The following is a 23,777-nucleotide window of genomic DNA, read 5'->3' as shown; positions in this document are numbered from 1 at the left end:
TATTTTACGGGCGGGCCGCCTGTGCTGCAGGCAGCGCCTTACCCTTCATCATGAGGCCATACACCACGGCCGAAATGGCGATACCGACAAACCATGCGTAGGTGTAGAGCGTTTTAAAAATCGGTGCAACGTCGGGGAAGGCAGCAGGGAAAGCCGCATTCAGGAAGCCCGGAATATTCGGCAGCACGCCGATCACGAAAGCCACCAGTGCCGTCACGTTCCAGCCGCTGCCATACGAATACTGGCCATCTTCGCGGTACAGTTCCGGCACATCGAGTTCCGTCTTGCGCACCATGTAGTAATCGATAATCAGAATGCCCGCGATAGGCCCCAGCAAAGCCGAGTAGCCGATCAGCCACGTAAAGATATAGCCTTGCGTCGATTCCAGTATCTTCCATGGCATCATCAGGATCGCAATGCCGGCCGTGATATAGCCGCCGATCTTGTACGAAATCTGCTTAGGCGCCAGCGAAGAAAAATCGTAGGCCGGGCCGACCAGATTCGCCGCCAGATTCACCGATACCGTATCGATCAGCAGTATCAGCAGTGCGATCAGCACGGCCACGCCCGTCATGCGGCTGGACAGATCGACCGGATCCCAGATGGCTTTGCCGTACAGGACCACGGTAGCCGAGGTCACGATCACGGCCATCATGGCCAGCAAGCCCATAGGCACCGGCAGACCGACCGACTGGCCGATCACCTGATCGCGCTGCGTTTTGGCGAAGCGGGTAAAGTCGGGAATGTTGAGCGCCAGCGTAGCCCAGAAGCCCACCATGGCCGTCAGCGAAGGCCAGAACACAGACCAGAACTGGCCAGCCTTCTTGCCGCCTTCAACGAACTGCGAAGGTGCCGACAGCAGATCGCCGAAGCCGCCCGCCTTGTTATACACCCAGCCCAGCAACACAAAGCAGATCAGGATCTTCAGCGGCGCCGTGTAGGTTTCCAGTTTGCGGATCGCATCCATGCCGTGCACGATGTACCAGAACTGGATGGCCCAGAACACCAGGAAGCACAGCAACTGCCCGCCGTTGATGCCGAGACCAGCAATCGCCGCACCACCGAACTCGCCGCCCAGCATCACACCGAGCAGCGTGTAGATCATCTGGCCGCCGAACCAGGTCTGGATGCCATACCAGCCGCAGGCCACAATGGCGCGCATCAGCGCCGGCAGTTTGGCGCCGGCCGTGCCGAACGACGCACGCGCCAGCACCGCATACGGAATACCGTACTTGGTGCCGGCATGGCCGATCAGCAGCATCGGCAGCAGCACAATGGCGTTGGCCAGAAATACCGTGAGCACCGCCTGATAGCCGGACATGCCGCTTTCGATCAGACTGGCCGACAGCGTATAGGCGGGGATACACATGACCATCCCCACCCACAAGGCTGAAAAGTGATACCAGCGCCAGGTACGTTGCGCTGCTGACGTAGGCGCCAGATCTTCATTCCATAGTTGCGTACTACCAGTTTGTATTTCGCTCACGGGGCATTCTCCAGAAAATTGAACTATACGCCAACGCTGCAAGTTTCGTACCTAACTCACTGCCTCCTGAAGTCTTTGCCCCTATGCGGTTTCAGTCGCTTTCACCGCTTCCGCGCGCGGGTTGCGCGGGTCCTGCGTCCAGTTCATATAAGGCTTGCCTGTGTTCTGCGGCACCATGGTGATGCAGCCCTGCACCGGACAAGTGATCTCGCACAGATTACAGCCTACGCATTCTTCCTTATTGACTTCGTAGGTACGCACACCGGCAGCATCGATCAGCTGGTTGATGGACTGGTGCGAGGTATCCTCGCAAGCCACATAGCAGCGGCCGCACTTGATGCAGTCATCCTGATTGATCTGGGCAATGACCTGATAGTTCATGTTCAGGTATTTCCAGTCCGTGGTATTCGGTACCGCCTTGCCGACGAAATCATTGATGCTGCTGTAGCCCTTCTCGTCCATCCAGCGCGACAGGCCATCCTTCATCTGTTCGACGATGCGGAAGCCATGCAGCATGGCGGCCGTACAGACCTGCACACAGCCCGCACCTAGCGCCATGAATTCGGCCGCATCACGCCAGTTGCTGATGCCGCCGATGCCCGAGATAGGAATGCCACGGGTGGCCGGATCACGTGCGATTTCCGCCACCATGTTCAGCGCGATAGGCTTCACGGCCGAACCGCAGTAGCCACCGTGCGTGCTGGCACCACCGACGACAGGGAAAGCCACCATCTGATCGAGATCGAGATGGGTGATGGAGTTGATGGTGTTGATCAGCGAAACGGCATCGGCACCACCAGCCTTGGCAGCACGGGCCGGTGCACGGATGTCGGTGATATTCGGCGTAAGCTTGACGATGACGGGCAGCTTGCTGTGCGTCTTGCACCAGCGCGTGACCATCTCCACATACTCGGGCACCTGCCCTACTGCCGCGCCCATGCCGCGTTCCGGCATACCGTGCGGGCAGCCGAAATTGAGTTCGATGCCGTCAGCGCCCGTCGCTTCCACTTTCGGCAGAATATCGGCCCACAGTTTTTCTTCGCACGGCAGCATCAGCGAAACGATGATGACGCGATCCGGCCAGTCCTTCTTCACCTGGGTGATTTCCTGCAGATTCACTTCCAGCGGACGGTCGGTAATCAGCTCGATATTGTTAAAGCCTATTACCTCGCGGTTCTTGCCGTAATGCGCAGAATAACGCGAGGAGACGTTGACGGCCGCCGGGTCTTCACCCAGCGTCTTCCACACCACGCCGCCCCAGCCGGCCTCAAACGCGCGTACCACGTTGTAGGCTTTATCCGTCGGCGGCGCCGACGCCAGCCAGAACGGGTTGATGGATTTGATCCCGCAGAATTCTATACTCAGGTCAGCCATTATTGGGCCTCCGCTTTCAGTGCGTTGATATCTTGGTGGATGGCGATGGCCGCCAGTTTTCCGTGCTGTACCGCCTGCACGGTCAGATCCTGTCCGGGCGCCACACAGTCGCCGCCAGCGTAGATACGTGGCAGCACTGTGCGGAACTGATCGTCGACGTGGATTTTGTCACCGTCGCGTTTCAGCGTTTTCGCCAGTGGATCACTGATGCTCGTTTCGTCCATGCTCTGACCGATGGCTTTAAAGATGGCGTCCGCCGCTATCTCGAAAGTCTCACCGGTGCCAGCCAGACGGCCATTGTTCATGGCGGTTTTTTCAAAGCGCATGCCGCGTACACGACCAGCGTCGTCCAGCAGCACCTGCTGCGGCTGGGCCCACGTGCGCATGCGTACCTGATTTTCCTTGGCAATGTGCTGTTCATGTTCGGTCGCGCTCATCGCTTCGAAGCCACGCCGATACACCAGCGTGACTTCGTCCGCACCGAGGCGCTGGATCTGCACCGCCATATCGATGGCCGTGTTACCGGCACCAATCACGATGGCGCGAGCCGGTACGGGCAAGCTGCTCAGATCTTCCGTCTGGCGCAGCGCGGCGATGTACTCGACAGCAGCCAGCAAGCCCGGTGCATCTTCACCCGTCAGGCCCAGCTGCTTGCTGGCACCGAGGCCGAGGCCGAGGAACACCGCGTCATACTGCGCATGCAAGTCTTTCAATTGCAGATTGCCGCCCAGGGTCTGGCCGTGACGGATTTCGATGCCACCTATCTGCAGCAGGAATTCGACTTCCTTCTGTGCGAAGTTATCGGTCAGCTTGTACTTGGCGATGCCGTACTCGTTGAGACCACCGGATTTTTCCTTGGCTTCGAATACCACCACATCATTGCCCAGCATGGCCAGCCGGTGTGCACACGACAGCCCTGCCGGACCGGCACCCACCACGGCGATTTTCTTGCCCGTGCTGGCAGCACGTTTGAACGGATGTTCAGCAAACGACATGTGATCGATGGCGTAGCGCTGCAGCAGGCCAATCTTGACGGGCTGGCCTTCCGCATCATGGTTACGCACGCAGCTATCCTCGCACAGGATTTCGGTCGGACACACGCGCGCACAACTGCCGCCGAGTATGTTCTGCTGCAGGATGCCGGCCGCCGCACCATTCACGTTACCGTCGTGGATATTGCGGATGAAGGCTGCTACATCAATCTCCGAAGGACAGATGCGTGTGCAAGGCGCATCGTAGCAATACAGACAGCGAGCACTTTCTATCGCCGCCTGTCGCTCGTTGAGTGCGGGCGCCAGATCGGTGAAGTGTTTAGCCAATGATTCATTGGCTTCCTTGGGATGCGGTATGTATTTGAGAGATTCGATCATCATGGTTTCCGTGAGATTTATTTCATCTGTGGGAATGCAAATTCTGCGCCAGCACTAGCCGTGTTTGGCCAGCGCTGCATCACAGCTTTATGCCGTGTATAGAAGCGCACACCTTCAGGGCCGTAAGCGTGGTGATCGCCAAACAGGCTACGCTTCCAGCCACCAAAACTATTAAATGCCATCGGCACCGGCAGCGGCACATTCACGCCCACCATGCCTACCTGAATCTGGCGCACGAATTCGCGTGCCACACCACCATCGCGCGTGTAGATCGCTACACCATTGCCGTACTCGTTACGGTTGATCAGCGCTACTGCGGTACCCACATCCGGTGCGCGCAGCATGCACAGCACAGGGCCGAAAATCTCTTCCTTGTAGATCGTCATATCAGGCGTGACATGATCGAACAGCGTGCCGCCGACGAAGAAGCCGTTCTCACGTCCGGGCACCACATAGTTGCGGCCATCCACCACCAGCTTGGCGCCCTGCTCCACGCCTTCGCTGATCAGGCGTTCGATACGCTGTTTGGCGGCGCTCGATACCACCGGCCCCATTTCGGCATCGGCCGCCATACCATCGCGCACTTTCAGTGCAGCGGTGCGCTTTGCCAGTGCATCGACGATCTTGTCGCCGGCATCGCCGACGGCTACGACCACCGAGATGGCCATGCAGCGCTCGCCGGCCGATCCATAGGCCGCGCCCATCAGCGCATCGACCGTCATTTCCATATCCGCGTCGGGCATCACCACCATGTGATTCTTGGCGCCACCCAGTGCCTGCACGCGTTTGCCGCTGGCACTGCCGCGCGCATAGATGTATTCGGCAATTGGGGTCGAGCCGACAAAGCTCACCGCCTGCACCACCGGATGATCGAGCAGCGCATCAACCGTGACCTTATCGCCCTGCACGACATTGAATACGCCGTCAGGCAGACCGGCTTCCTTGAGCAGCCTGGCATGCAGCAGCGAAGGTGAAGGATCGCGCTCGGAAGGCTTGAGCACAAAGGTGTTACCGCAAGCGATGGCAACGGGGAACATCCACATCGGCACCATCACTGGGAAGTTGAACGGCGTGATACCGGCCACCACGCCGAGTGCCTGCCGCATCGACCATGCGTCGATGCCGCGCGAAATCTGGTCCGTAAATTCGCCTTTCAGCATCTGCGGTATGCCGACGGCGAATTCCACCATCTCGATACCGCGTGCCACTTCGCCCTGTGCATCGGCAAAAGTCTTACCGTGTTCGCGCGTCAGCATGGCGGCAAATTCGTCGGTGTGCTGCTGGCACAGTTGCAGGTATTTGAACAGCACGCGCGCACGCGTCAGCGGCGGCGTGGACGACCATGCAGGGAAGGCAGCTTCCGCTGCACGCACGGCAGCATCCACTTCATCCGTCGTACCCAGAGCCACTCTGGCTACCGGTTGCCCCAGCGCGGGGTTGAACACGTCCGCATAGCGGCCGCTTTGCGTATCGACTGCCACGCCGTTGATGTAATGGGTAATCGTATCCAGAGTGCTCATAGGTTTCTCTCGCTAATTTCTCTCTATGCGTTCAGCCCAGCAGGCTGTCCGCGTCCACGTAGGTATAGCCCAGACCATGCGCCACCGCTTCGTAGGTGACATGACCCAGACAGACATTCAAACCATGCTTCAGATGCGGGTTGGCTTTGAGTGCTTTCTGCCAGCCTTTATCCGCCAGTGCCACCGCGTGTGAAATGGTGGCGTTATTCAATGCAAAGGTAGAGGTGCGCGCCACGGCGCCCGGCATATTCGCCACGCAGTAATGCACCACACCATCCACCACAAAAGTCGGCTGCTCGTGGGTAGTAGCATGCGAGGTTTCAAAGCAGCCGCCCTGATCGATCGCAACGTCCACCACCACCGCACCGGACTTCATGCGGGCGATCATTTCCTTGGTCACCAGCTTGGGTGCTGCTGCACCAGGCACCAGCACGCCGCCTATCACCAGATCCGCATCGAGCACGGCCTGTTCGATGGTGTGGGCATTCGAGTACAGCGTGCTAATACGGTTGCCATACACCAGATCGAGCTGGCGCAGCCGGTCCACGTTTTTATCAAGGATGGTGACGCGAGCGCCTATGCCTACCGCCATCTGCAGCGCATTGGTGCCGACCACACCGGCGCCGATAATCACCACATGGCCTGCTGCCACGCCGGGTACACCGCCCAGCAGCAAGCCCATGCCGCCTTTGGATTTTTCCAGATGGGCAGCGCCAGCCTGTATCGACATACGTCCGGCCACTTCGCTCATCGGTGCCAGCAACGGCAGACCGCCGTTCGGCCCCGTGATAGTTTCGTAGGCGATGCAGACCGCGCCCGATGCCACCAGTGCCTTGGTCTGCTCAGGGTCCGGCGCGAGGTGCAGATAGGTGTACAGTATCTGCCCCTTGCGCAGCATGGCGCATTCTTCCGGCTGCGGCTCCTTCACTTTAACGATCATCTCGGCGCGGGCAAAAATCTCGCCTGCCGTCTCGACGATGCTGGCACCGGCGCCTTCATACATGGCGTCGCTAAGGCCGATGGCCGCGCCGGCATGCTTCTGCACCAGAACCTGATGACCACGCAATACGAGTTCCTTCACGCTGGCCGGGGTAAGGCCGACGCGGGACTCCTGGTTTTTGATCTCTTTTGGGACACCTACCAGCATGCTGTTCTCCTTGTGTGACTGGCTCAGTTGCTATGCCAGATTTTTGAGGACCGTCGTGAGTTTGCCAAACAGTTCATCGATGTGTTTTTTCTCCAGTATCAGAGGTGGCGACAGAGCGATGATGTCGCCGGTAGTACGAATCAGGATGCCGTCGGCAAAGGCCTGTTTGAACGCGGCGAAGGCGCGCGCACCGGGCTTGCCGGGAATAGGTGCCAGCTCGATGCCGGCGATCAGGCCTATGGTGCGGATGTCGATCACATGCGGCAGGCCTTTGAGCGAGTGCACAGCGTCGGCCCAGTATTCGGCCAGACCGGCAGCGTTTTCAAGGATCTTCTGTTCCTTGAACACTTCCAGCGTGGCCAGCGAAGCAGCGCAGGCTACTGGATGGCCCGAGTAGGTGTAGCCGTGGAATAGTTCGATGCCGGCCGGCGCTTCCATGAAGGCGTCGTAGATATGCTTTTTGGTGAACACAGCACCCATGGGAATCACGCCATTGGTCAGGCCTTTGGCCGTGGTCATCATGTCCGGTTCCACATCGAAGTAGTCGGAGGCGAATGGCGTGGTGAGACGGCCGAAGCCGGTAATCACTTCGTCGAAGATCAGCAGGATGCCATGCTTGGTGCACAGTTCGCGCAAGCGTTTCAGATAGCCTTTGGGTGGAATCAGCACGCCGGTGGAACCGGCTACCGGCTCGACGATTACGGCAGCAATGGTGGAAGCATCATGTAGCGCGACGATGCGTTCCAGTTCATCGGCCAGCTCGGTGCCGTATTCGGGTTCGCCGCGCGTGTAGGCATTCTTTTCCAGATTGTGCGTATGCGGCAGGTGATCGACGCCGGGCAGCATCACGCCATACGGCTTGCGGTTACCAGCGATGCCGCCTACCGAAATGCCGCCAAACCCCACGCCGTGATAGCCGCGCTCGCGCCCGATTAGACGGGTGCGGCTGGCTTCACCACGGGCCTTGTGATAGGCCAGCGCAATCTTCAGCGCCGTATCGACGGACTCGGAACCGGAGTTGGTGTAGAACACTTGGCCGAAGCGGTGGTTGGTGTATTCCATCAGCTGTTCGGCCAGATCGAAGGCGGCAGGGTGGCCCATCTGGAAGGTCGGCGCAAAGTCCAACTGCCCCACCATCTCGCGCACAGCAGCCACAATCTTCGGCTGGGCGTGGCCGCACGGTACGCACCACAGACCGGCCGTACCATCAAGGATGCTGTTGCCATCCACGTCCTTGTAATACATGCCTTGCGCCGACACCAGCAGCCGCGGGTGGGCCTTGAAGTCGCGGTTATTGGTAAATGGCATCCAGAAGGATGCCATCGATGCTGGTCTGGACTCGTTCATGCTCATCTCCTGTTGTACGGCTGGCGTTCGAAACGGGGCTTTTTGACAAACCGTAAAAAAATTTACCAGTTGGCAAAATGATGATGCAATAATAGACAGCGCAACAATGATGGCACAGATACACAAATATCAAAACTGCCCAACCGTACAGGTAGCAAAAACATTACAGTTACGTTTTACATCAGGGTGCACCGCACAGGGAGTCAGGCATGGAAGCTGGGAATGGGCAGCAGGAAAACGCATCGGGCGCCGCCCGTGCTTCCGCCTGGCCCGTCGTGCCCATAGAGCGCCAGCGCAAAGGGGGACTGGTCGATCAGATCGTGGCGGCGATCAGTGCGATGGTGGCGGCGCGCGAGTTGCGCGTCGGTACGAAAATGCCTTCAGTCCGGCAATTTGCCAAGTGTAATGGCATCAGTACCTTTACAGTTGTTGAATCCTATGACCGCCTTGTGACACTGGGGCTGTTGTCATCGCGCCGCGGTTCCGGCTATTTCGTGGCCAGACAGGACCTGCCTGCCACCCTGCTGCCGTCCACCATCCATGCCATTCCGAATGCCATCGATGCGCTCACGCCCGATCTGTATTCGGGCGTATCGGAAGCGCTACCCGTCGGTGCGGGCTGGCTGCCGCCCGACTGGTATGGCGAAGACACCATCCTCGACGCCGTGCGCCACGCCATGCGCATACCGGCCAACCGCCTGCGTGGCTATGGCCATCCGCTCGGCTTCCCTTCGCTGCGCCAGCATCTGGCCGCCACGCTCGGTGATGAACTATTCCCCATCGAAGCCGACCAGATATTGCTGACCCATGGTGCTACCCACGCTTTCGATCTGATCCTGCGTACGCTGACCAAGCCGGGCGACACTGTGCTGGTGGAAGATCCCGGCTACAGCAATCTGCTATCGCTGATCCGCCACCACGGCTGCATCGCCGTCGGTATTCCGCGTGGCGAACAGGGGCTGGACATGGAAGCGCTGGCGAAACAGGCGGCGCAAACCCAGCCCAAGCTGATGTTCGTGAACACCGTGCTGCAGAATCCGCTCGGCACTTCGCTCAGCGTGGCGCAGGCGCACCGCCTGCTGGGGCTGGCCGAACAGTTCGACTTCTGGCTGGTGGAAGACGACATCTACCGCGAACTGGCACCGCGCGGCGAAGCTTCGCTGGCGGCCATGGATGGCTTGCGCCGCGTGATCCGCGTCGGCAGTTTTTCCAAGACCCTGTCGCCGGTGCTGCGGGTAGGCTCTATCTGCGCTTCCGCGTCGCTGCTGCCGGAACTGCTGCGCGTGAAAATGCTGGCCGGCCTGACCACTTCCGAAATCAACGAGCGCGCCGTGTACCACGCCATCACGGCGCGGCCCTACAAGCGCATGGTGGATAAGCTGATCGGCCAGCTCGATGCGGGGCGCGAGCGCACCATCGACGGTCTGGCCAGCGTGGGCATGACGCCGATCGCGCGGCCGCGCGGCGGCATGTTCGTCAGCGCCGGCTGGCCTACCGCACCGGACGCGGAATGGAACGGCAAACTGATCGCCGATCTGGCGCTCAAATCCGGCATCCTGCTATCGCCGTGCGATTTCTTCCTGCTGCGCGCACCGGAAACCATCTGGTTCCGCTACAACGTCGCGTATGCCGACCACCCCCAATTGCTGACCTTCCTGAGACAACTATGTCGACCATAAAGCCCACTACGGAAGCAGCGCCGAAAATCAAACGGCGCGTACTCAATCGCGACAAGCTGGAAGCAGACATTGCCGCTGTCGCCGTACGGGTATTTGCCGAATGCGGCTACGAAGGTACTTCGATCGCTGCCGTGGCTGAGAAAGCCGGGCTGTCGAAGCAGAACCTGATGTACTACTTCCCCACCAAGCAGGCGCTCTATCAGCGCGTGCTCGACGAAGTGCTGGACGAGTGGCTGGAACGAATGGAACATCTGGCCGCGGAAGATCAGGAACCGGCCAAAGTGCTGCGCACCTACATCCAGGCCAAGCTGAAGTTTTCGCGCGAACAGCCGTGGGCTTCGCGCGTGTATGCAATGGAAGTGATCAGCGGCGCGCAGCTATATGGCACCCAGATCCAGCGCCGCGTGATTCCGCTGCTGCGCAAGGATATCGAAGTGTTCGAGAAATGGATCGCGGCGGGCAAGGTGGCGCCGATTAACGCCACCCATCTGCTGTTTGCCATCTGGGCCATGACCCAGTCCTATGCCGATTTCTCGGCGCAGATGGCACTGGTGCTGAACCGAAAACAACTGACTAAAAAAGATTTTGACGATGGCGAACAAGCCATCGTCAACATGGTGCTGGCAGCGATCAGCGTGCCGCAGTGCGCTGACGCCGGCGCGCCATAACGCCCACCACGCCCAGACCAGCCAGCAGCATGGCATAGGTTTCCGGTTCCGGCACCGGCGTCATAAAGCCCGACACTGGCGTAGGCTTGAAGAAGTGATTGGCATTGATCTGTACCGAGGACAGCCAGTTATCCACCACCACATTGCCGTTGATGACACCGCTGCCGCCGTTGACGGTGGCCAGTGGCGCCAGCACATTGGCCGTCAGGCCCGTGTGGATGCCGAGGTCTTTAGCCTGATAGAAGTTGAACAGCACGTTGTACTTCTCGAAACCCTGATAGCCACCGTAGAACGCACCCGAAGTGCCGCTGATGTTAAAGATCAGGGTAGAACCGCTGCTGAGGTTGCTGAAGTTAAAGTAGCTCACGCTGGACAGGGTCTTGGCGTCGATATCGATCACCTCGACCTTGCTCTTGCTGCCAGTGATGTTCAGACCGCCCCACTGTACTGTAGCGCTGCCCGTAGTGGCCAGCGTGGACAGCGAGCTCGATGTCGATTTCAACTGCGTCGCGAGCGCCGTCAGATTCGCCGGCGCATTGGCTGCGCCCGTTTGAATTTTTTTGCCGTACACGTCGACCGACTGGGTCACATTGGCCGTGCCGCCCACATAGGTATTGCCGTTCTTGATAGAGCCGCTGCTGAAACTCAGATTGCGCCCAGCGATGAGGGAATAACTGCCGTAAGCATCGAAATTCTTGTCGTTGACCGAATAGTTGCTCAACTGGACATCGCGCCCGGCAAGTATAGCCCCTTCCACATCTGAGCTCGGAGCTTTGAAATCCGTCAGCGCAAAAACGTTGGCGCCATGCAGGTTCAGATCAACCACGCCGGCCTGAACGCTACCGGCAGCTACCACGGTCATGCAGGCGAACGCCAGCGCGGACTTGAACACTACTTTCATCTGAAATTCCCTCAAAGAAATTTAACTTACTTCGAGGATAGCACATTAAATTTCCGTATGGAACTATTTTTCCACTCGGAAATTAAAATGTGCTTATTTTCAGAATTTTGTACTTTTGCTCTTATTGCTTGCGGCGGCGTGCCAGTGCACCGACCAGGCCGAGCCCGGCCAGCAGCATGGCATAGGTTTCCGGCTCCGGTACCGGGGTCGTAGGGATCGTACCGCTAAAGCTCTGCAAGTGAATTTCACCCGTCTGGTTGAGCGCTTTGGCAAACACGCCACCTTCGACATTGGCATGATTCATGTCGTTCAGCGTGCCATTGGCTACCAGCATCTGGCCACCAAACGTGGCACCGATAGTGACGCTCTCGGCACCGGCAAAATTCCAGATCAGCTTGCTACCCAGCGCCTGCGCCGAACCACCGAGGAAGTTGGCCGAAACGCTGAGATTTTTGTCATTGGTATTGAAAATCACCGTGCTGGCGCCGTGCAGATTGAAATCGAATTCCGCCGTAGTGGACGAGAACACCTGGCTATCGAGAGTGGTCAGGTCGAACACCAGTACGCCGTTGACGGCGGTACCGCTAAACGTCACTTTGTGGTTAGAATTGCTGAAGTCGACCGATGCACCGTCCGTGCCGTGCAGCGCCGCCAGTTGGCTGGACAGGCCAGTCATCACATTGCCAAAGTTGGTCGAAGTGGCAGCGGCCAGCGTGCTGTTCATGGTGGCGGTTGGTGCACCCAGCACTTTGCCATTCAGATTCATATTGTTATAGCTGGCAGCATGGATCAGGTTACCGAAGTTGATGCCATCGGCCGAACCCACCACCCAGGCATTGCCATTCAGACTGGACGAGCTGGCATTGCCGCCGATATAGCTTTCACCCGAATTTACCGCGACGCCCTGCACATCGCCGCCCACCACCATGCCCAGGCCATTCACGTGGACATTGCCGCTCAGCTTGCCGCCGACAGTCAGGCCCGCATAGGCCGAGGCAGGCGTATCGCTGACGTGCTGCACATAGTCGCCGCCCACCACATTGCCGCCCACATAGCTGCGGCCATCCACGTGCGAAGTCGAATTCACGTCGCCCGTCACCACCACGTTAAATTGCTGCAGCATCTGCTGTGCAGTCAGTGGAGCAGCATAGGCGCTGCTGGAGATCAGGGCGGCAATCGCAACGGCAAAACGGGTAGGCTTCAGCATGAAATTCTCCATTTAAAGAGGCCGTGCGCCCCTGCGCCAGCCGAAATTGCTATTTTATAAGCATAATTGCTATTTGTACACTGCCTGTTACAAATTTACCATGACTAGTCAGCAACATGCATTCTGGGCTAAGCTGGCAGGTCTGTTCACCGCCCGCTTGCGCCATGCCCGCCTTCCAGCCCGTCCCGTTGCACACGCCACGCCTGACCCTGCGCTTTGTAAGCGCCGAGGACGCAGGCGCCATGTTCCAGTTATTCTCCGATGCCGAGGCGGTGCGCTACTGGAGCTGCCCGCCCTGGCAGGACATGACGCAAGCCAGCGACTATATTGCCCAGACACTGCAAGGCTATGCCGATGGCAGCAGCCTGCGCTGGGCCCTGGTCGATCAGGATCAGGCCGTGGTGGGCGTGGTCACGCTATATCACTTCGACCGGCAGAATGCGCGCTGCGACGTCGGCTATATGCTGGCCCGTCCCTACTGGGGCCAGCGCTATATGCAGGAAGCACTGACCGCCGTGTTCGATTATGGCTTCGGCCCGCTGGGCCTGCACCGCATCGAGGCCGACATCCATCCCGACAATGCCGCTTCCGTGCGGCTGCTGCAAAGTCTGCACTTCCGGCTCGAAGGCCATCTGCGCGAACGCTGGTTCGTCGCGGGCGAAATCTCCGATAGCCTGATCCTCGGCCTGCTGGCGCGCGACTGGCGCAGCGCGCGCGAGCGCACGGCAGACTGAGCGGGCCAGCGCGGTTTACCATTCGTCGGCGCTTTTACCGCACTTATCCCTAAGAAACAACCGTTGATCGTATCGCGCTGCCCCAAGCAAAAACGCTTTGCTAAAGTAACTCCATCGCCAACGAAACCGGAGTCGCATCATGAAAAAGATCACCGCTCAATCCGTCTACAATTTCCTCGAAGAAGTGCTGCAAGCTTTCGTGCGCGTGGCCCGCTTCGGCGGCCGTCTGCTGCGCCGCATGTCGCCGCAAGCCATCCTGGCCGCCGCCCTGCTGCTGGCCCTGATCGTCGCCGTGCTGCCACTGGCGCTGGTACTGTTCGTCGTGTTCATGGTGTTCAAGGTCATGGTCGGTGCCAGCTTCATCCACGGCCGCCGTGATCCACGCTTCAAGGACATCAACTGATGGCCAAATCGCGTCTGGCACAGAGCAGCTACGCCAACGCCAAAGGTCTGCTCGACCTGATCCGCGAAATCGGCGAAACCGCCGTCGCGATCTGGTGGCGCTTCTTCGACTGGCTGGCCCAGGTCGAATGGCGCAAGCTGATCATCGTGTGGGTATTGTTGCTGCTGCTGGGCCTGACGCCATTCGGCCTGTCGAAACAGGCCGTGGCCTTCATCATGCTGTCGCTGGGTCTGAAAGTACTGGCTGGCGGCAAGCGCAAGGCCGAACTGGAAGCCCTGCATGCCCACCATCAGGCCGACGAAGAAAGCATGGAACGGCGCGTGGTGGAAGCGCGCATGGCCGCCCTGCAGGCACAGGTGGAGCCGCACTTCCTGTTCAATACGCTGGCCCTGATCGGCCAGCTGATCGAGACGGACCCGCCGCAAGCTGCGCGCATCCACCAGAACCTGATCGATTATCTGCGCGCCACGCTGCCGCAGATGCGCGCCGCCGGCGCCGGCACGCTGGGCCGCCAGATCGACATGTCGCGCGCCTATCTGGCCATCATGCAGGCCCGTATGGGTGCCCGGCTGGCCGTCTCGATCGACGTGCCGCAGGAAATGCTGAGCGCTACTTTCCCCGTCATGACGCTGCAGATTCTGATCGAGAACGCCATCAAGCACGGGCTGGAACCGAAGATCGCCGGTGGCCGCATCGATATCCGTGCCAGCGTCGATCAGGGCGTGCTGCAAGTGGATGTGCTCGACGACGGCGTGGGCTTCAATCTGCACGCGGCCGATGGCATAGGCCTGGCTAATGTACGTGAACGCTTGCGCATACTGTACGGCAACCGCGCCCAGCTAGTGCTGGAAGCGCCGCTCACGGGTGGCACCCGTGCCAGCGTACGTCTGCCCTATGCACCCGACATCTTTGCCGGAGCAGCCAAATGAATCAGCCGGCCAGCAACCAGCGTGTCACGGCCCTGATCGCCGATGACGAAGCGCCCATGCGCGCCCAGTTGCGCGCCCGCCTGCACGAAAGCTGGCCCACGCTGGATATCGTGGCGGAAGCGGCGAACGGTGTGGAAGCGGTAGAACTGGCCACGCAACACGAGCCGGACATCGTTTTCCTCGACATCCGCATGCCCGGCATGTCCGGCATCGAAGCGGCGCGCCTGCTGTTCAACCGCTGCCATCTGGTCTTTGTCACGGCCTACGACCAGTACGCCATCGAGGCATTCGAACAAGGTGCGCTCGATTATCTGCTCAAGCCGGTCGGCGGCGAACGTCTGAAGACGACCTGTGCGCGCCTGCAGGCGCGCGTGGGCACCCAGCCGCAGGACATCACGCGCCAGCTTGGCGCGCTACTGGCCCAGCATACGGCGCAGCCAAAACGCGAATACCTGCGCTGGATACAGGCGCAGGTAGGACAGAACCTGCGCATGATCAGCACACGCGAAATCCTGTATTTCCAGGCCGATGAAAAATATACGCGCGTGTGTACGGCACAGGGCGAAGTGCTGATTCGCAAAACCCTGAAAGAACTGGCCGACGAACTCGACCCCGATGAATTCTGGCGCATCCACCGCTCCACGCTGGTGCGCGTGGACGCCATCGATTCCGTGGGACGCGATCTGCGCGGGCGCCAGATGGTGAAAGTGAAAGGTGCTGACGCAGCACTGGAAGTAAGCCGCGGCAACACTCATTTGTTCCAGCAAATGTAATCAGCCCTTGCCACGCATCGGGCTATACTGCTTGGGCTACGCTGAGTATATCCATTCCAACCACCTACGGGAGAGTAACATGGACAGCATACCCAAGACGACGCTATGCAATGTCGTGCCCTGCATGCGCTACCGCGATGCGCCAGCCGCCATCGACTGGCTGTGTACCACCTTTGGCTTCACGGCCACGCTGGTCGTACCGAACCAAGACGGCAGCATTGCCCACGCCCAGCTAGGCTTCGGCAGCAGCATGGTGATGCTCGCATCGGTAGTCGACACGGAATATGGCCGCCTGCTCAAACAGCCGCAGGACATCGGCCAGTTCGTCACCCAAAGTAGCTATCTGGTAGTCAACGATGCCGATAAAGTGTACGACCGCGTGCGCGAAATGGGTGGCCAGATCGTGCTGGATATTCAGGATGAAGATTACGGCGGCCGGGGCTTTACCTGCCGTGACCCCGAAGGTCACGTCTGGAGTATAGGCACTTACGATCCGGCGCAGGCACTCAGTTCGCTCAGTTCGTCTATCAGCAACTGATCGGCCACGGCCACAGGACGTATGCGGATCACGTCGCGATACAGCGGCGGCATGGCTGCGCATATCTGCTCCAGTGCCGCGTCCGCCAGACGCGGTAGCACATACTGGAACTGGGCCGGATTGTAGATAGGTAGTGGCCCCTCCATGGTGGAGCCATAAGCGCCCAGATTCATGAAACTCAGGGCACTGGCATCCGGCCCCAGCGCAAACACAAACGTCCCCTCTTTCGGGTGGCCCAGATACTGCTGCACTTCCTGCTGGCGTTCCGGCGTAGCGCCGGCCATCAGCTTGTAACGCAACTGGGCATAAGCGCGTGTGGTTTCCATGAAGGCGCTGCGTATGCCGGACTGGCTCAAGCGCCCGCTCATGCACAACAGCAGATTACCAAAACCGTCCAGCAGCGCTACCGCGTCGCCGGCGCCGCCATGTTCGCGGTCGCGCAGCATGGCCTGTTTGAGGAAGGGTGCCAGCCCCGCATCGGGCTGCTGCGGCATGCAGCGGTGCGTGAGCGCATCGGGATACAACTGCTTGAGGCCCTGCACGATGGCATGGTCGGCCGGCAGCGTGGCAGGGTCGCGCAACTGCTCGCGCGGCAGATCATTCTGGAACAGTGCCAGCACGGCTTCCGAAGTGGCTTCGAACACCAGCGAACACAAGGCCTGTGTTGGTTCGGCTATCGTCTTACCGATGAAGAAAGACTTGGGTGCGGCACCGGAAGCACTGCGCTGGTAAGACGAAGCGCCCAGCACAGCCGGATAGCTGAAACTGCCCGCCGCCTGCGGGCGCAAGGCTGCCGGCAACGCCACGAAACTGGCCGTGCCATCATAGTTGATGCCGGCATTGTGGTCAGGCGCCGCCACCAGCACATTGAAACCGGCCGCCAGTATCGCCCCCGCACACATGCAGCAGGGATCGAGCGAAGTCACGATGGTGACTTCGCCTGGTGGCGGCAGCGCCGTGCCGCGGGCTTTTTCCGCGTAATACCAGTCGATTAGCTGGCGTTCGGCATGGGCGGTCGGATCGAAAATCAGGCCCTGCTTGATCACATTGCTGTGCACGGACTGCAGCACGTTGCCGTGCTGGTCCAGCATCAGGCCACCGACGCCGAAAGTCCCTTGAGTCTTGGCGCTGATGGCTTCTGCCGCAGCAATCGCCACGGCAGCCTGCACATCGATGGTTTTTTTGTAGGCCATCCTGATCGTATTTCTATCTTCGTTTCCGTCGCGCTTACTTCTTCAGATCGGCGCCACCAAACGCGTTCGGCAATTGCGCCGCCGCGGTGGTTTCGAACACATCGCCTTTCAGATTGGTCAGCAGCACGGGCAGCTCATTACCACCGAGTTCCAGCGTCACCTGACGGCAGGCGCCGCACGGTGCTATCGGGCCATCCGTTTCGCCTATCACCACCAGTTGAGCGAAGTCGCCCGGCTGATAGCCATCGGCAATCGCACTGAAGAAGGCAGTACGCTCGGCGCAGTTGCACAGGCCATAGGAAGCATTTTCCACATTACAGCCGTGGAACACCTTGCCATCACGGGTCAGCAGTGCTGCCCCCACCTTGAAGTTGGAGTAAGGCGTGTAAGCCTTGAGCCGCGCGGCGGCGGCTTGGGCGATCAGTTCCTGTTTATTCATCAGGCGTCTTTCGGTTAAGGGCGAATGGTACGGTAGATCACCGGATTAGCGGCCGGTGCCACGGCGCTGATCTGGTAGGCCGCCTGCACTTCACGCACGGCCTGCTCGGCCGCTTCCTGCGTGCGCGCATGCACCATGGCCAGCGGTTGGCCCGCTTCCACCTTGTCACCCAGGCCAACCAGATCGGTCAGACCCACAGCGAAGTCGATCGGGTCGGCAGCGCGGCGACGGCCACCACCGAGGCTGACCACGGCCAGACCCAGACCACGACAATCCGTGCTGGCGGCATAGCCTGCGCTCAGGGCAGGCGCTGGCATCACGATAGGCGCACGTTCCAGATGGCGATCCGGATTTTCCATCAGATCAGCCGGACCACCGAGTGCGACCACCATACGGGCAAAGCGTTCTGCCGCGCTGCCATTATCGAGGCAGGCTTGCAGCTTGGCGCGCGCTTCCGTTTCATTGGCAGCCAGCTTGCCGAGCACCAGCATTTCGGCGCACAGCGCCATGGTCACTTCGTGCAAACGGGCCGGACGCGAACGGCCGCTCAGGTAGTCGAGCGCGCCGCGCACTTCGATGGCGTTACCAGCATACGGTGCCAGCGATTCATTCATGTCGGTCAGGATGGCCGAGGTCATCATGCCCGCGCCATTGCCCACTTTGACAATGCTGTCGGCCAGTTCCACGGATTTTTCGTAGGTCGGCATAAACGCGCCGCTGCCCACTTTAACGTCCATCGCCAGTGCATCCAGACCGGCCGAGAGTTTTTTCGACAGGATGGAGCCGGTAATCATGGCCACCGATTCCACCGTTGCGGTTACATCGCGCACGCCGTAGAAGATCTTGTCCGATGGTGCCAGCGACGAGGTCTGGCCGATGATGGCCACGCCCACTTCTTTGACCACTTTGCGGAACAGCGCATTGTCCGGCACCGTCGTGTAGCCGGGAATCGAATCGAATTTATCCAGCGTGCCACCGGTGTGGCCCAGACCACGGCCCGAAATCATCGGCACGTAGCCGCCGCAAGCTGCCACCATAGGGCCCAGCAGCAGCGACACGACATCGCCCACGCCGCCCGTCGAATGCTTGTCGACCACGGGACCGTTCAGGTCGAGCGAGCGCCAGTCCAGCACTTCACCCGAGTCACGCATGGCCAGCGTGAACGCCACGCGTTCGTCCATGGTCATGTCGTTGAAAAATACCGCCATCGCCAGTGCGGCGATCTGACCTTCGGTCACGCGGTTGGAAGTAATCCCGCCTACAAAGAACTGGATCTCTTCGGCGCTCAGTACACCGCCGTCACGCTTCTTGCGTATGATCTCTTGAGGTAAAAACATGGAACACTCCACAGGTATAAGGTATTGAAAGCACAAAGGCGGGTCCGCAGACCCGCCCTACTTTGCCGCTTTTAGACGGCGCTGGCAGTCCGTGGCGGCTTAAACGCCGTAAGGAATCCAGATATTTTTAACTTGCGTAGCGTGGGCCAGCACGGCACGGCCACCGGCTTGCGCCGTGCTGTACCAGTCGCGGCCTTTGGCGCCACCTACCCAGGTACGCTTGAGCGAACTAGCCGACAGGCGCTCCACTTCGGCGCAACCGGCAGCAGAACCATCGTGGCGCCATACCGCATCGATATCGCTGTGAGTGGCCAGCGTGCGGGCCAGTTCATCGGCGCTACCGGTGATGATGTTGACCACACCACCCGGCAGATCGGACGTATCGAACACCTGATACAGATCGGTGGCCGACAGCGGATGCGCTTCCGACGGCACTACCACCACGCGGTTGCCCACGGCGATGGCCGGCGCTACCAGCGAGATGAAGCCCAACAGCGGTGCTTCGTTCGGGCAGACGATGCCGATCACGCCGATCGGCTCATTGAGTGCCACGGTAATGCCATGCATAGGCGGCTGGTGTGCCAGACCGTCGTATTTGTCGGCCCATGCCGCGTAGTAGAACAGGCGCTCGATGGATGCCTGCACTTCTTTTTCGGCATTGCGATCACCCGTCATGGCGGCGATGCGGGCAGCGAATTCGTCGGCACGTGCTGCCAGATTTTCAGCGATGTAGTACAGCACCTGCGCGCGGTTGTGCGCCGTGGCTTTGCTCCAGCCGCCAGCTTTGTGCGCCGCTTCGACAGCGTTACGGATGTCCTTGCGGTTGCCTTCGCCCACTTCAGCGATGAAGCTGCCATCCACGCCATTGATGGCGCGGCTGTAGGCGCCGTCAGGGCGGGCTTGCTTGCCGCCGATGTACAGCTTGGCCGTACGGTCGATGGCGAAACCGCCGCCCGTGGCCAGCGTGGCCTTGGCTTTGGCCTTGCCTTGCTCCGGCTGTACCGGTGCGGCAGGACGGGCATCTTCGGCCAGCGCTGTCATGTACTCATACATGCCTTCGCGGCCACCTTCGCGGCCATAGCCGGATTCGCGGTAGCCACCAAAACCGCAAGCGGCGTCGAACTGGTTGGCGGTGTTAATCCACACCACGCCAGCCTTGATCTGCGGTGCCATGTCCAGCGCCAGCGAGATGTTCTCGGTCCACACGCAGGCGGCCAGACCGTACACAGTGTTGTTGGCCAGTTGCACAGCTTCCGGCGGCGTGCGGAAGCTCATCGCCACCAGCACAGGGCCGAAGATTTCTGCCTGCGCTACCGCAGCAGAAGTGGATGCGCCGGTAATCAGAGTCGGTGGATACCATGCGCCGTTGGCAGGGATTTCGCACGCTGGCTGGTACACGGTGCAGCCTTCGGCGCGTGCCGAATCGACCAGACCGGCGATACGCTGCTGCTGGATAGGATCGACCAGTGCGCCAATGTCCATCGACTTGTCCAGCGGCGAACCGAGCGTGAGCTTGTCCATGCGGGCGCGCAGCTTGGCGAGGAATTTCTCCTGCACGGATTCCTGCACCAGCAGGCGCGAACCGGCGCAGCATACCTGCCCCTGATTGAACCAGATCGAATCGACCAGACCTTCGACAGCAGCATCCAGATCGGCATCGTCGAACACGATGAATGGCGACTTGCCGCCCAGTTCCAGCGACAGCTTCTTGCCGCTACCAGCGCTGGCCTGACGGATCAATCGACCGACTTCGGTCGAGCCGGTAAAGGCCAGCTTGTCGATGCCCGGATGGGTGACGATGGCTTCACCTACGCGGCCGTCGCCCGTAACGATGTTGACCACACCGGCCGGTACGCCAGCCTGTACGCAGATCTCGGCGAACAGCATGGCAGTCAGCGACGTGAATTCGGCTGGTTTGAAAACGATGGTATTACCTGCTGCCATGGCAGGCGCGATTTTCCATGCCAGCATCAGCAGCGGGAAGTTCCACGGCACGATCTGGCCCACCACGCCCACGGCGCGGTAGTCGGCAAATTCTTCCGCCTGCAGCTGGGCCCAGCCAGCGTGGTGGTAGAAGTGACGCGCGACCAGCGGCAGATCGACGTCGCGGGTTTCGCGGATGGTCTTGCCGTTGTCCAGCGTTTCCAGCACGGCGAACAGGCGCGCATGCTTCTGCATGAGACGGGCCAGCGCGTACATGATCTTGGCGCGGCCATGGCCGCCCAATGCCTGCCAACCCGGCTGCGCAGCGCGGGCTGCGGCCACGGCGCGATCGACGTCGCCGGCAGTGGCTTGGGTCAGGTCGGCCAGCTTGCTGGCGTCGGCCGGATTGATGGAGGCGAACAGCTCACCTGCTGCGCTCCACTCGTTATTGATGAACAGGCCGAAGCTACGGCCATGCTGGTCCAGCCATGCTTGCGCTTCTTTCGTGCTTTCGGGTGCAGGGCCGTATTCCATGGTGTTGAGGATCTCTTTAATTGATGGCATGACGTGTCCGATATTCTGTAGGCTAAGGTGCGCGCTAACGATTTAAGGCAGCGCGTGACGATGGGCGGCCGAGTAATTGCCGGTCACATAGTGCTCAAGCTGACGTTCGATGTCGGTCAGCAGGCTGGAAGCACCAATGCGGAACAGGTGCGGCTGCAGCCATTCATTACCCAGTTCTTCTTTCATCAGCGTCAGGTATTGCAGCGCAGCCTTGGCCGTGCTCACGCCACCGGCAGGTTTGTAGCCGATCTTGAAGCCGGTCTGCTCGTGGTAGTCGCGAATCGCGCGCACCATGGTCAGCGACACAGGGATGGTGGCGTTGACAGGTTCTTTGCCGGTCGAAGTCTTGATGAAATCGGCACCGGCCATCATGCACACCCACGACGCTTTCGCCACATTTTCCAGCGTGACCAGTTCACCCGTCGCCAGAATCGCTTTCACGTGGGCTTCGCCGCAGGCTTTGCGGTAAGCCAGCATTTCGTCATACAGCGCCTGCCAGTTCCCCGTCAGCACGTGCTGGCGGGTGATGACGATATCGATCTCGGTAGCGCCAGCAGCCACCGACAGTTCGATCTCGCGCACCTTGGTTTCCATGCTGGTCAGGCCAGCCGGGAAACCGGTCGATACGGCCGCAATCGGCAGACGGCCTTGCAGCACCTGCACGGCCGGTTTGATCATCTCGTGATAGACGCATACGGCGCCAGTGGTCAGCGGGTAGTCCTGCAGACCCATGGCTTCCACCAAGTCACTGCGCAGCGGGCGCATGGCCTTCATGCACAGGCGCTCGACGCGGCCCGGCGTATCGTCACCGGACAGCGTGGTCAGGTCGATCAGGCCGATGGCCTTGATCAGCCACGCTGCCTGATATTCCTTCTTCACCGTGCGGCGATTGGCCAGACTGGCAGCACGACGGTCGGCCGCACTCTTGTTGATGTGGATGTGATTGATCCAGCCCAGATCGAGGGGGACCGCTTCGTTGCGCTTGAAGTCGGAGATGATGGTCATAACAGATTGCTTCCGTTGGAAAGTGGTTTGACGCCGAGATGATGGGCCAGAGTCTGGCCGATGTCGGAGAAGGTTTCGGAAATCGGCAGTGCCTGCGGCTTGACTTGCGGACCGAAGAAGATCATCGGGATATGTTCACGCGTGTGGTCGGAACCGGGCCAGGTCGGATCGCAGCCATGGTCGGCGGTCAGCACCACCAGATCGCCCTCTTTCAGACCAGCCATGAATTCCGGCAGACGCGCATCCATTTCGCGCAGTGCCTGCGCGTAGCCGTTCACATCGCGGCGGTGACCGAAAGCCTGATCGAAGTCGACGAAGTTCACAAAGGTCAGCGACTTGTCGCCCGCTTCCTGCTGCACTTTCAGCAGCGCGTCGAACAGCGCCATATTGTCCTTGCCCTTGACCACGCGCGAAACGCCCTGCGCTGCGAAGATGTCGCTGATCTTGCCCAGCGCGATAACTTCGCCGCCATCGTTCTTGACGTGATCGAGCAGCGTCGGCGCCGGTGGTGCAACTGCGTAATCGTGACGGTTGGTGGTACGGGTGTAGTTGCCGTTGGCGCCCAGGAATGGACGGGCGATCACGCGGCCAATGTTGTACGGCTCGACCAGTTTGAACGCGATCTCGCACAGTTCGTACAGACGCTCCAGACCGAACGATTCTTCGTGCGCAGCGATCTGCAGCACCGAGTCGGCCGAGGTGTAGATAATCGGCTTGCCGGAAGCGACGTGTTCATCGCCATGCTTGTTGATGATTTCCGTACCCGAAGCGTGGCAGTCACCGAGGAAGCCCGGCACCTTGCCCAGTTCCTGCAGCTTGGCCGTCAGTTCGGCGGGGAACGATGGCACGGTTTTCGGGAAATAGCCCCAGTCGAATTCCACCGGCACACCAGCGATTTCCCAGTGGCCGGACTGGGTATCCTTGCCGGTCGAGCGTTCGCGCGACGCGCCATAGGCGGCCGTAAAGCCTTCGCGCTGGTCAAAGCCAGCGGCCCACTGGCCGCTGGCCAGTTGGGCGGCCGCTGCCAGCCCGAGTTTTTCCAGGGTGGGCAGGGCCAGCGGCTGGCCGCCAGCGGCGATGCGCTCGGCGATGTGGCCGAAGGTGTTGGCGCCCGCGTCGTTGTATTTCGCTGCGTCCGGCGTAGCGCCCAGACCGAAGGAATCCAGCAGCAGAATAAATGCGCGTTTCATGTTTTCCAGCTCCTCAAATGCAAAGGGGCGGACTAGCCGCCCCTCGGGGT

21 protein-coding genes are annotated in these 23,777 nt (G+C 60.1%); 7 read left to right on the top strand and 14 right to left on the bottom strand.

Annotated elements, in window-relative coordinates; translation table 11 throughout:
- Positions 1-4: 4 nt before the first annotated feature.
- From GM655_RS09505 to aptA, 6 genes are all read right to left on the bottom strand, one after another.
- Positions 5-1,486, bottom strand: a complete 1,482-nt coding sequence (locus tag GM655_RS09505) for an NCS1 family nucleobase:cation symporter-1 (protein ID WP_371866763.1) — start codon at positions 1,484-1,486, stop codon at positions 5-7.
- An 81-nt stretch (positions 1,487-1,567) separates the two neighbouring features.
- The gene (gene preA, locus GM655_RS09500) at positions 1,568-2,860 is read right to left on the bottom strand and encodes an NAD-dependent dihydropyrimidine dehydrogenase subunit PreA (protein ID WP_155434433.1); all 1,293 of its coding nucleotides are present in this window, start codon (positions 2,858-2,860) and stop codon (positions 1,568-1,570) included.
- Entirely contained in the window at positions 2,860-4,233 is a 1,374-nt protein-coding gene (locus GM655_RS09495) for an NAD(P)-dependent oxidoreductase (RefSeq protein ID WP_155434432.1), read from the bottom strand. Before GM655_RS09495 ends, preA begins: the two co-directional genes overlap by 1 nt.
- Positions 4,234-4,247: 14 nt before the next feature.
- Positions 4,248-5,750: a CoA-acylating methylmalonate-semialdehyde dehydrogenase gene (locus GM655_RS09490; protein WP_155434431.1), complete on the bottom strand. Its 1,503-nt coding sequence runs from the start codon at positions 5,748-5,750 to the stop codon at positions 4,248-4,250.
- A gap of 31 nt (positions 5,751-5,781) precedes the next feature.
- Positions 5,782-6,897: an alanine dehydrogenase gene (gene ald / locus GM655_RS09485; RefSeq protein ID WP_155434430.1), complete on the bottom strand. Its 1,116-nt coding sequence runs from the start codon at positions 6,895-6,897 to the stop codon at positions 5,782-5,784.
- Positions 6,898-6,927: 30 nt separating this feature from the next.
- Positions 6,928-8,244: an omega-aminotransferase AptA gene (gene aptA, locus GM655_RS09480; protein ID WP_155434429.1), complete on the bottom strand. Its 1,317-nt coding sequence runs from the start codon at positions 8,242-8,244 to the stop codon at positions 6,928-6,930.
- A 209-nt stretch (positions 8,245-8,453) separates the two neighbouring features.
- On the opposite strand from aptA, the gene GM655_RS09475 reads away from it, so the two are divergent.
- Positions 8,454-9,923, top strand: a complete 1,470-nt coding sequence (locus GM655_RS09475) for an aminotransferase-like domain-containing protein (protein ID WP_155434428.1) — start codon at positions 8,454-8,456, stop codon at positions 9,921-9,923.
- Positions 9,911-10,591 (top strand): TetR/AcrR family transcriptional regulator, encoded by a 681-nt coding sequence (locus GM655_RS09470; protein WP_155434427.1) that lies wholly within the window; start codon positions 9,911-9,913, stop codon positions 10,589-10,591. Before GM655_RS09475 ends, GM655_RS09470 begins: the two co-directional genes overlap by 13 nt.
- Here GM655_RS09470 and GM655_RS09465 read toward each other — a convergent pair.
- Together GM655_RS09465 and GM655_RS09460 are read right to left on the bottom strand one after the other, a co-directional pair.
- Positions 10,554-11,492 (bottom strand): choice-of-anchor A family protein, encoded by a 939-nt coding sequence (locus GM655_RS09465; RefSeq protein ID WP_155434426.1) that lies wholly within the window; start codon positions 11,490-11,492, stop codon positions 10,554-10,556. The two genes, GM655_RS09470 and GM655_RS09465, sit on opposite strands and share 38 nt — an antisense overlap.
- A 121-nt stretch (positions 11,493-11,613) precedes the next feature.
- Positions 11,614-12,699, bottom strand: a complete 1,086-nt coding sequence (locus GM655_RS09460; protein ID WP_229632490.1) for an FxDxF family PEP-CTERM protein — start codon at positions 12,697-12,699, stop codon at positions 11,614-11,616.
- 116 nt (positions 12,700-12,815) lie between these two features.
- Here GM655_RS09460 and GM655_RS09455 point away from each other — a divergent pair, with 116 nt between their 5' ends.
- The 5 genes from GM655_RS09455 to GM655_RS09435 all read left to right on the top strand — a co-directional run bounded on the left by GM655_RS09455 (position 12,816) and on the right by GM655_RS09435 (position 16,076).
- Positions 12,816-13,433, top strand: a complete 618-nt coding sequence (locus GM655_RS09455; RefSeq protein WP_229632489.1) for a GNAT family N-acetyltransferase — start codon at positions 12,816-12,818, stop codon at positions 13,431-13,433.
- Between the two features lie 139 nt (positions 13,434-13,572).
- Entirely contained in the window at positions 13,573-13,836 is a 264-nt protein-coding gene (locus GM655_RS09450; RefSeq protein WP_155434425.1) for a hypothetical protein, read from the top strand.
- Positions 13,836-14,765, top strand: a complete 930-nt coding sequence (locus tag GM655_RS09445) for a sensor histidine kinase (protein WP_155434424.1) — start codon at positions 13,836-13,838, stop codon at positions 14,763-14,765. Before GM655_RS09450 ends, GM655_RS09445 begins: the two co-directional genes overlap by 1 nt.
- Entirely contained in the window at positions 14,762-15,538 is a 777-nt protein-coding gene (locus GM655_RS09440; protein ID WP_155434423.1) for a LytR/AlgR family response regulator transcription factor, read from the top strand. The genes GM655_RS09445 and GM655_RS09440 overlap by 4 nt, the downstream gene beginning before the upstream one ends.
- Before the next feature lie 79 nt (positions 15,539-15,617).
- The gene (locus GM655_RS09435) at positions 15,618-16,076 is read left to right on the top strand and encodes a VOC family protein (protein WP_155434422.1); all 459 of its coding nucleotides are present in this window, start codon (positions 15,618-15,620) and stop codon (positions 16,074-16,076) included.
- Here GM655_RS09435 and GM655_RS09430 read toward each other — a convergent pair.
- The 6 genes from GM655_RS09430 to GM655_RS09405 form a co-directional block, all read right to left on the bottom strand.
- Positions 16,025-17,269, bottom strand: coding sequence for a nucleoside deaminase (locus GM655_RS09430; RefSeq protein ID WP_155434421.1), 1,245 nt, complete (start codon positions 17,267-17,269; stop codon positions 16,025-16,027). The genes GM655_RS09435 and GM655_RS09430 overlap by 52 nt on opposite strands.
- A gap of 34 nt (positions 17,270-17,303) precedes the next feature.
- Complete coding sequence (locus GM655_RS09425; protein ID WP_155434420.1) at positions 17,304-17,708, bottom strand: cytidine deaminase; 405 nt, start codon at positions 17,706-17,708, stop codon at positions 17,304-17,306.
- A 14-nt stretch (positions 17,709-17,722) separates the two neighbouring features.
- On the bottom strand, positions 17,723-19,045 hold the full coding sequence (deoA, locus tag GM655_RS09420; RefSeq protein ID WP_155434419.1) for a thymidine phosphorylase: 1,323 nt from the start codon (positions 19,043-19,045) through the stop codon (positions 17,723-17,725).
- Between the two features lie 99 nt (positions 19,046-19,144).
- Complete coding sequence (locus GM655_RS09415) at positions 19,145-21,532, bottom strand: aldehyde dehydrogenase family protein (RefSeq protein ID WP_371866762.1); 2,388 nt, start codon at positions 21,530-21,532, stop codon at positions 19,145-19,147.
- 42 nt (positions 21,533-21,574) lie between these two features.
- Complete coding sequence (deoC, locus tag GM655_RS09410) at positions 21,575-22,537, bottom strand: deoxyribose-phosphate aldolase (protein ID WP_155434418.1); 963 nt, start codon at positions 22,535-22,537, stop codon at positions 21,575-21,577.
- Positions 22,534-23,727 carry a phosphopentomutase gene (locus GM655_RS09405; RefSeq protein WP_155434417.1) on the bottom strand — a complete coding sequence of 398 codons (1,194 nt, stop codon included), beginning with the start codon at positions 23,725-23,727 and terminating at the stop codon, positions 22,534-22,536. The genes deoC and GM655_RS09405 overlap by 4 nt, the downstream gene beginning before the upstream one ends.
- Positions 23,728-23,777: the final 50 nt, after the last annotated feature.

This window comes from Pseudoduganella danionis, assembly GCF_009720775.1.
GTDB lineage: Bacteria > Pseudomonadota > Gammaproteobacteria > Burkholderiales > Burkholderiaceae_D > Rugamonas > Rugamonas danionis.
This window is presented reverse-complemented; position numbering and strand designations above follow the sequence as displayed.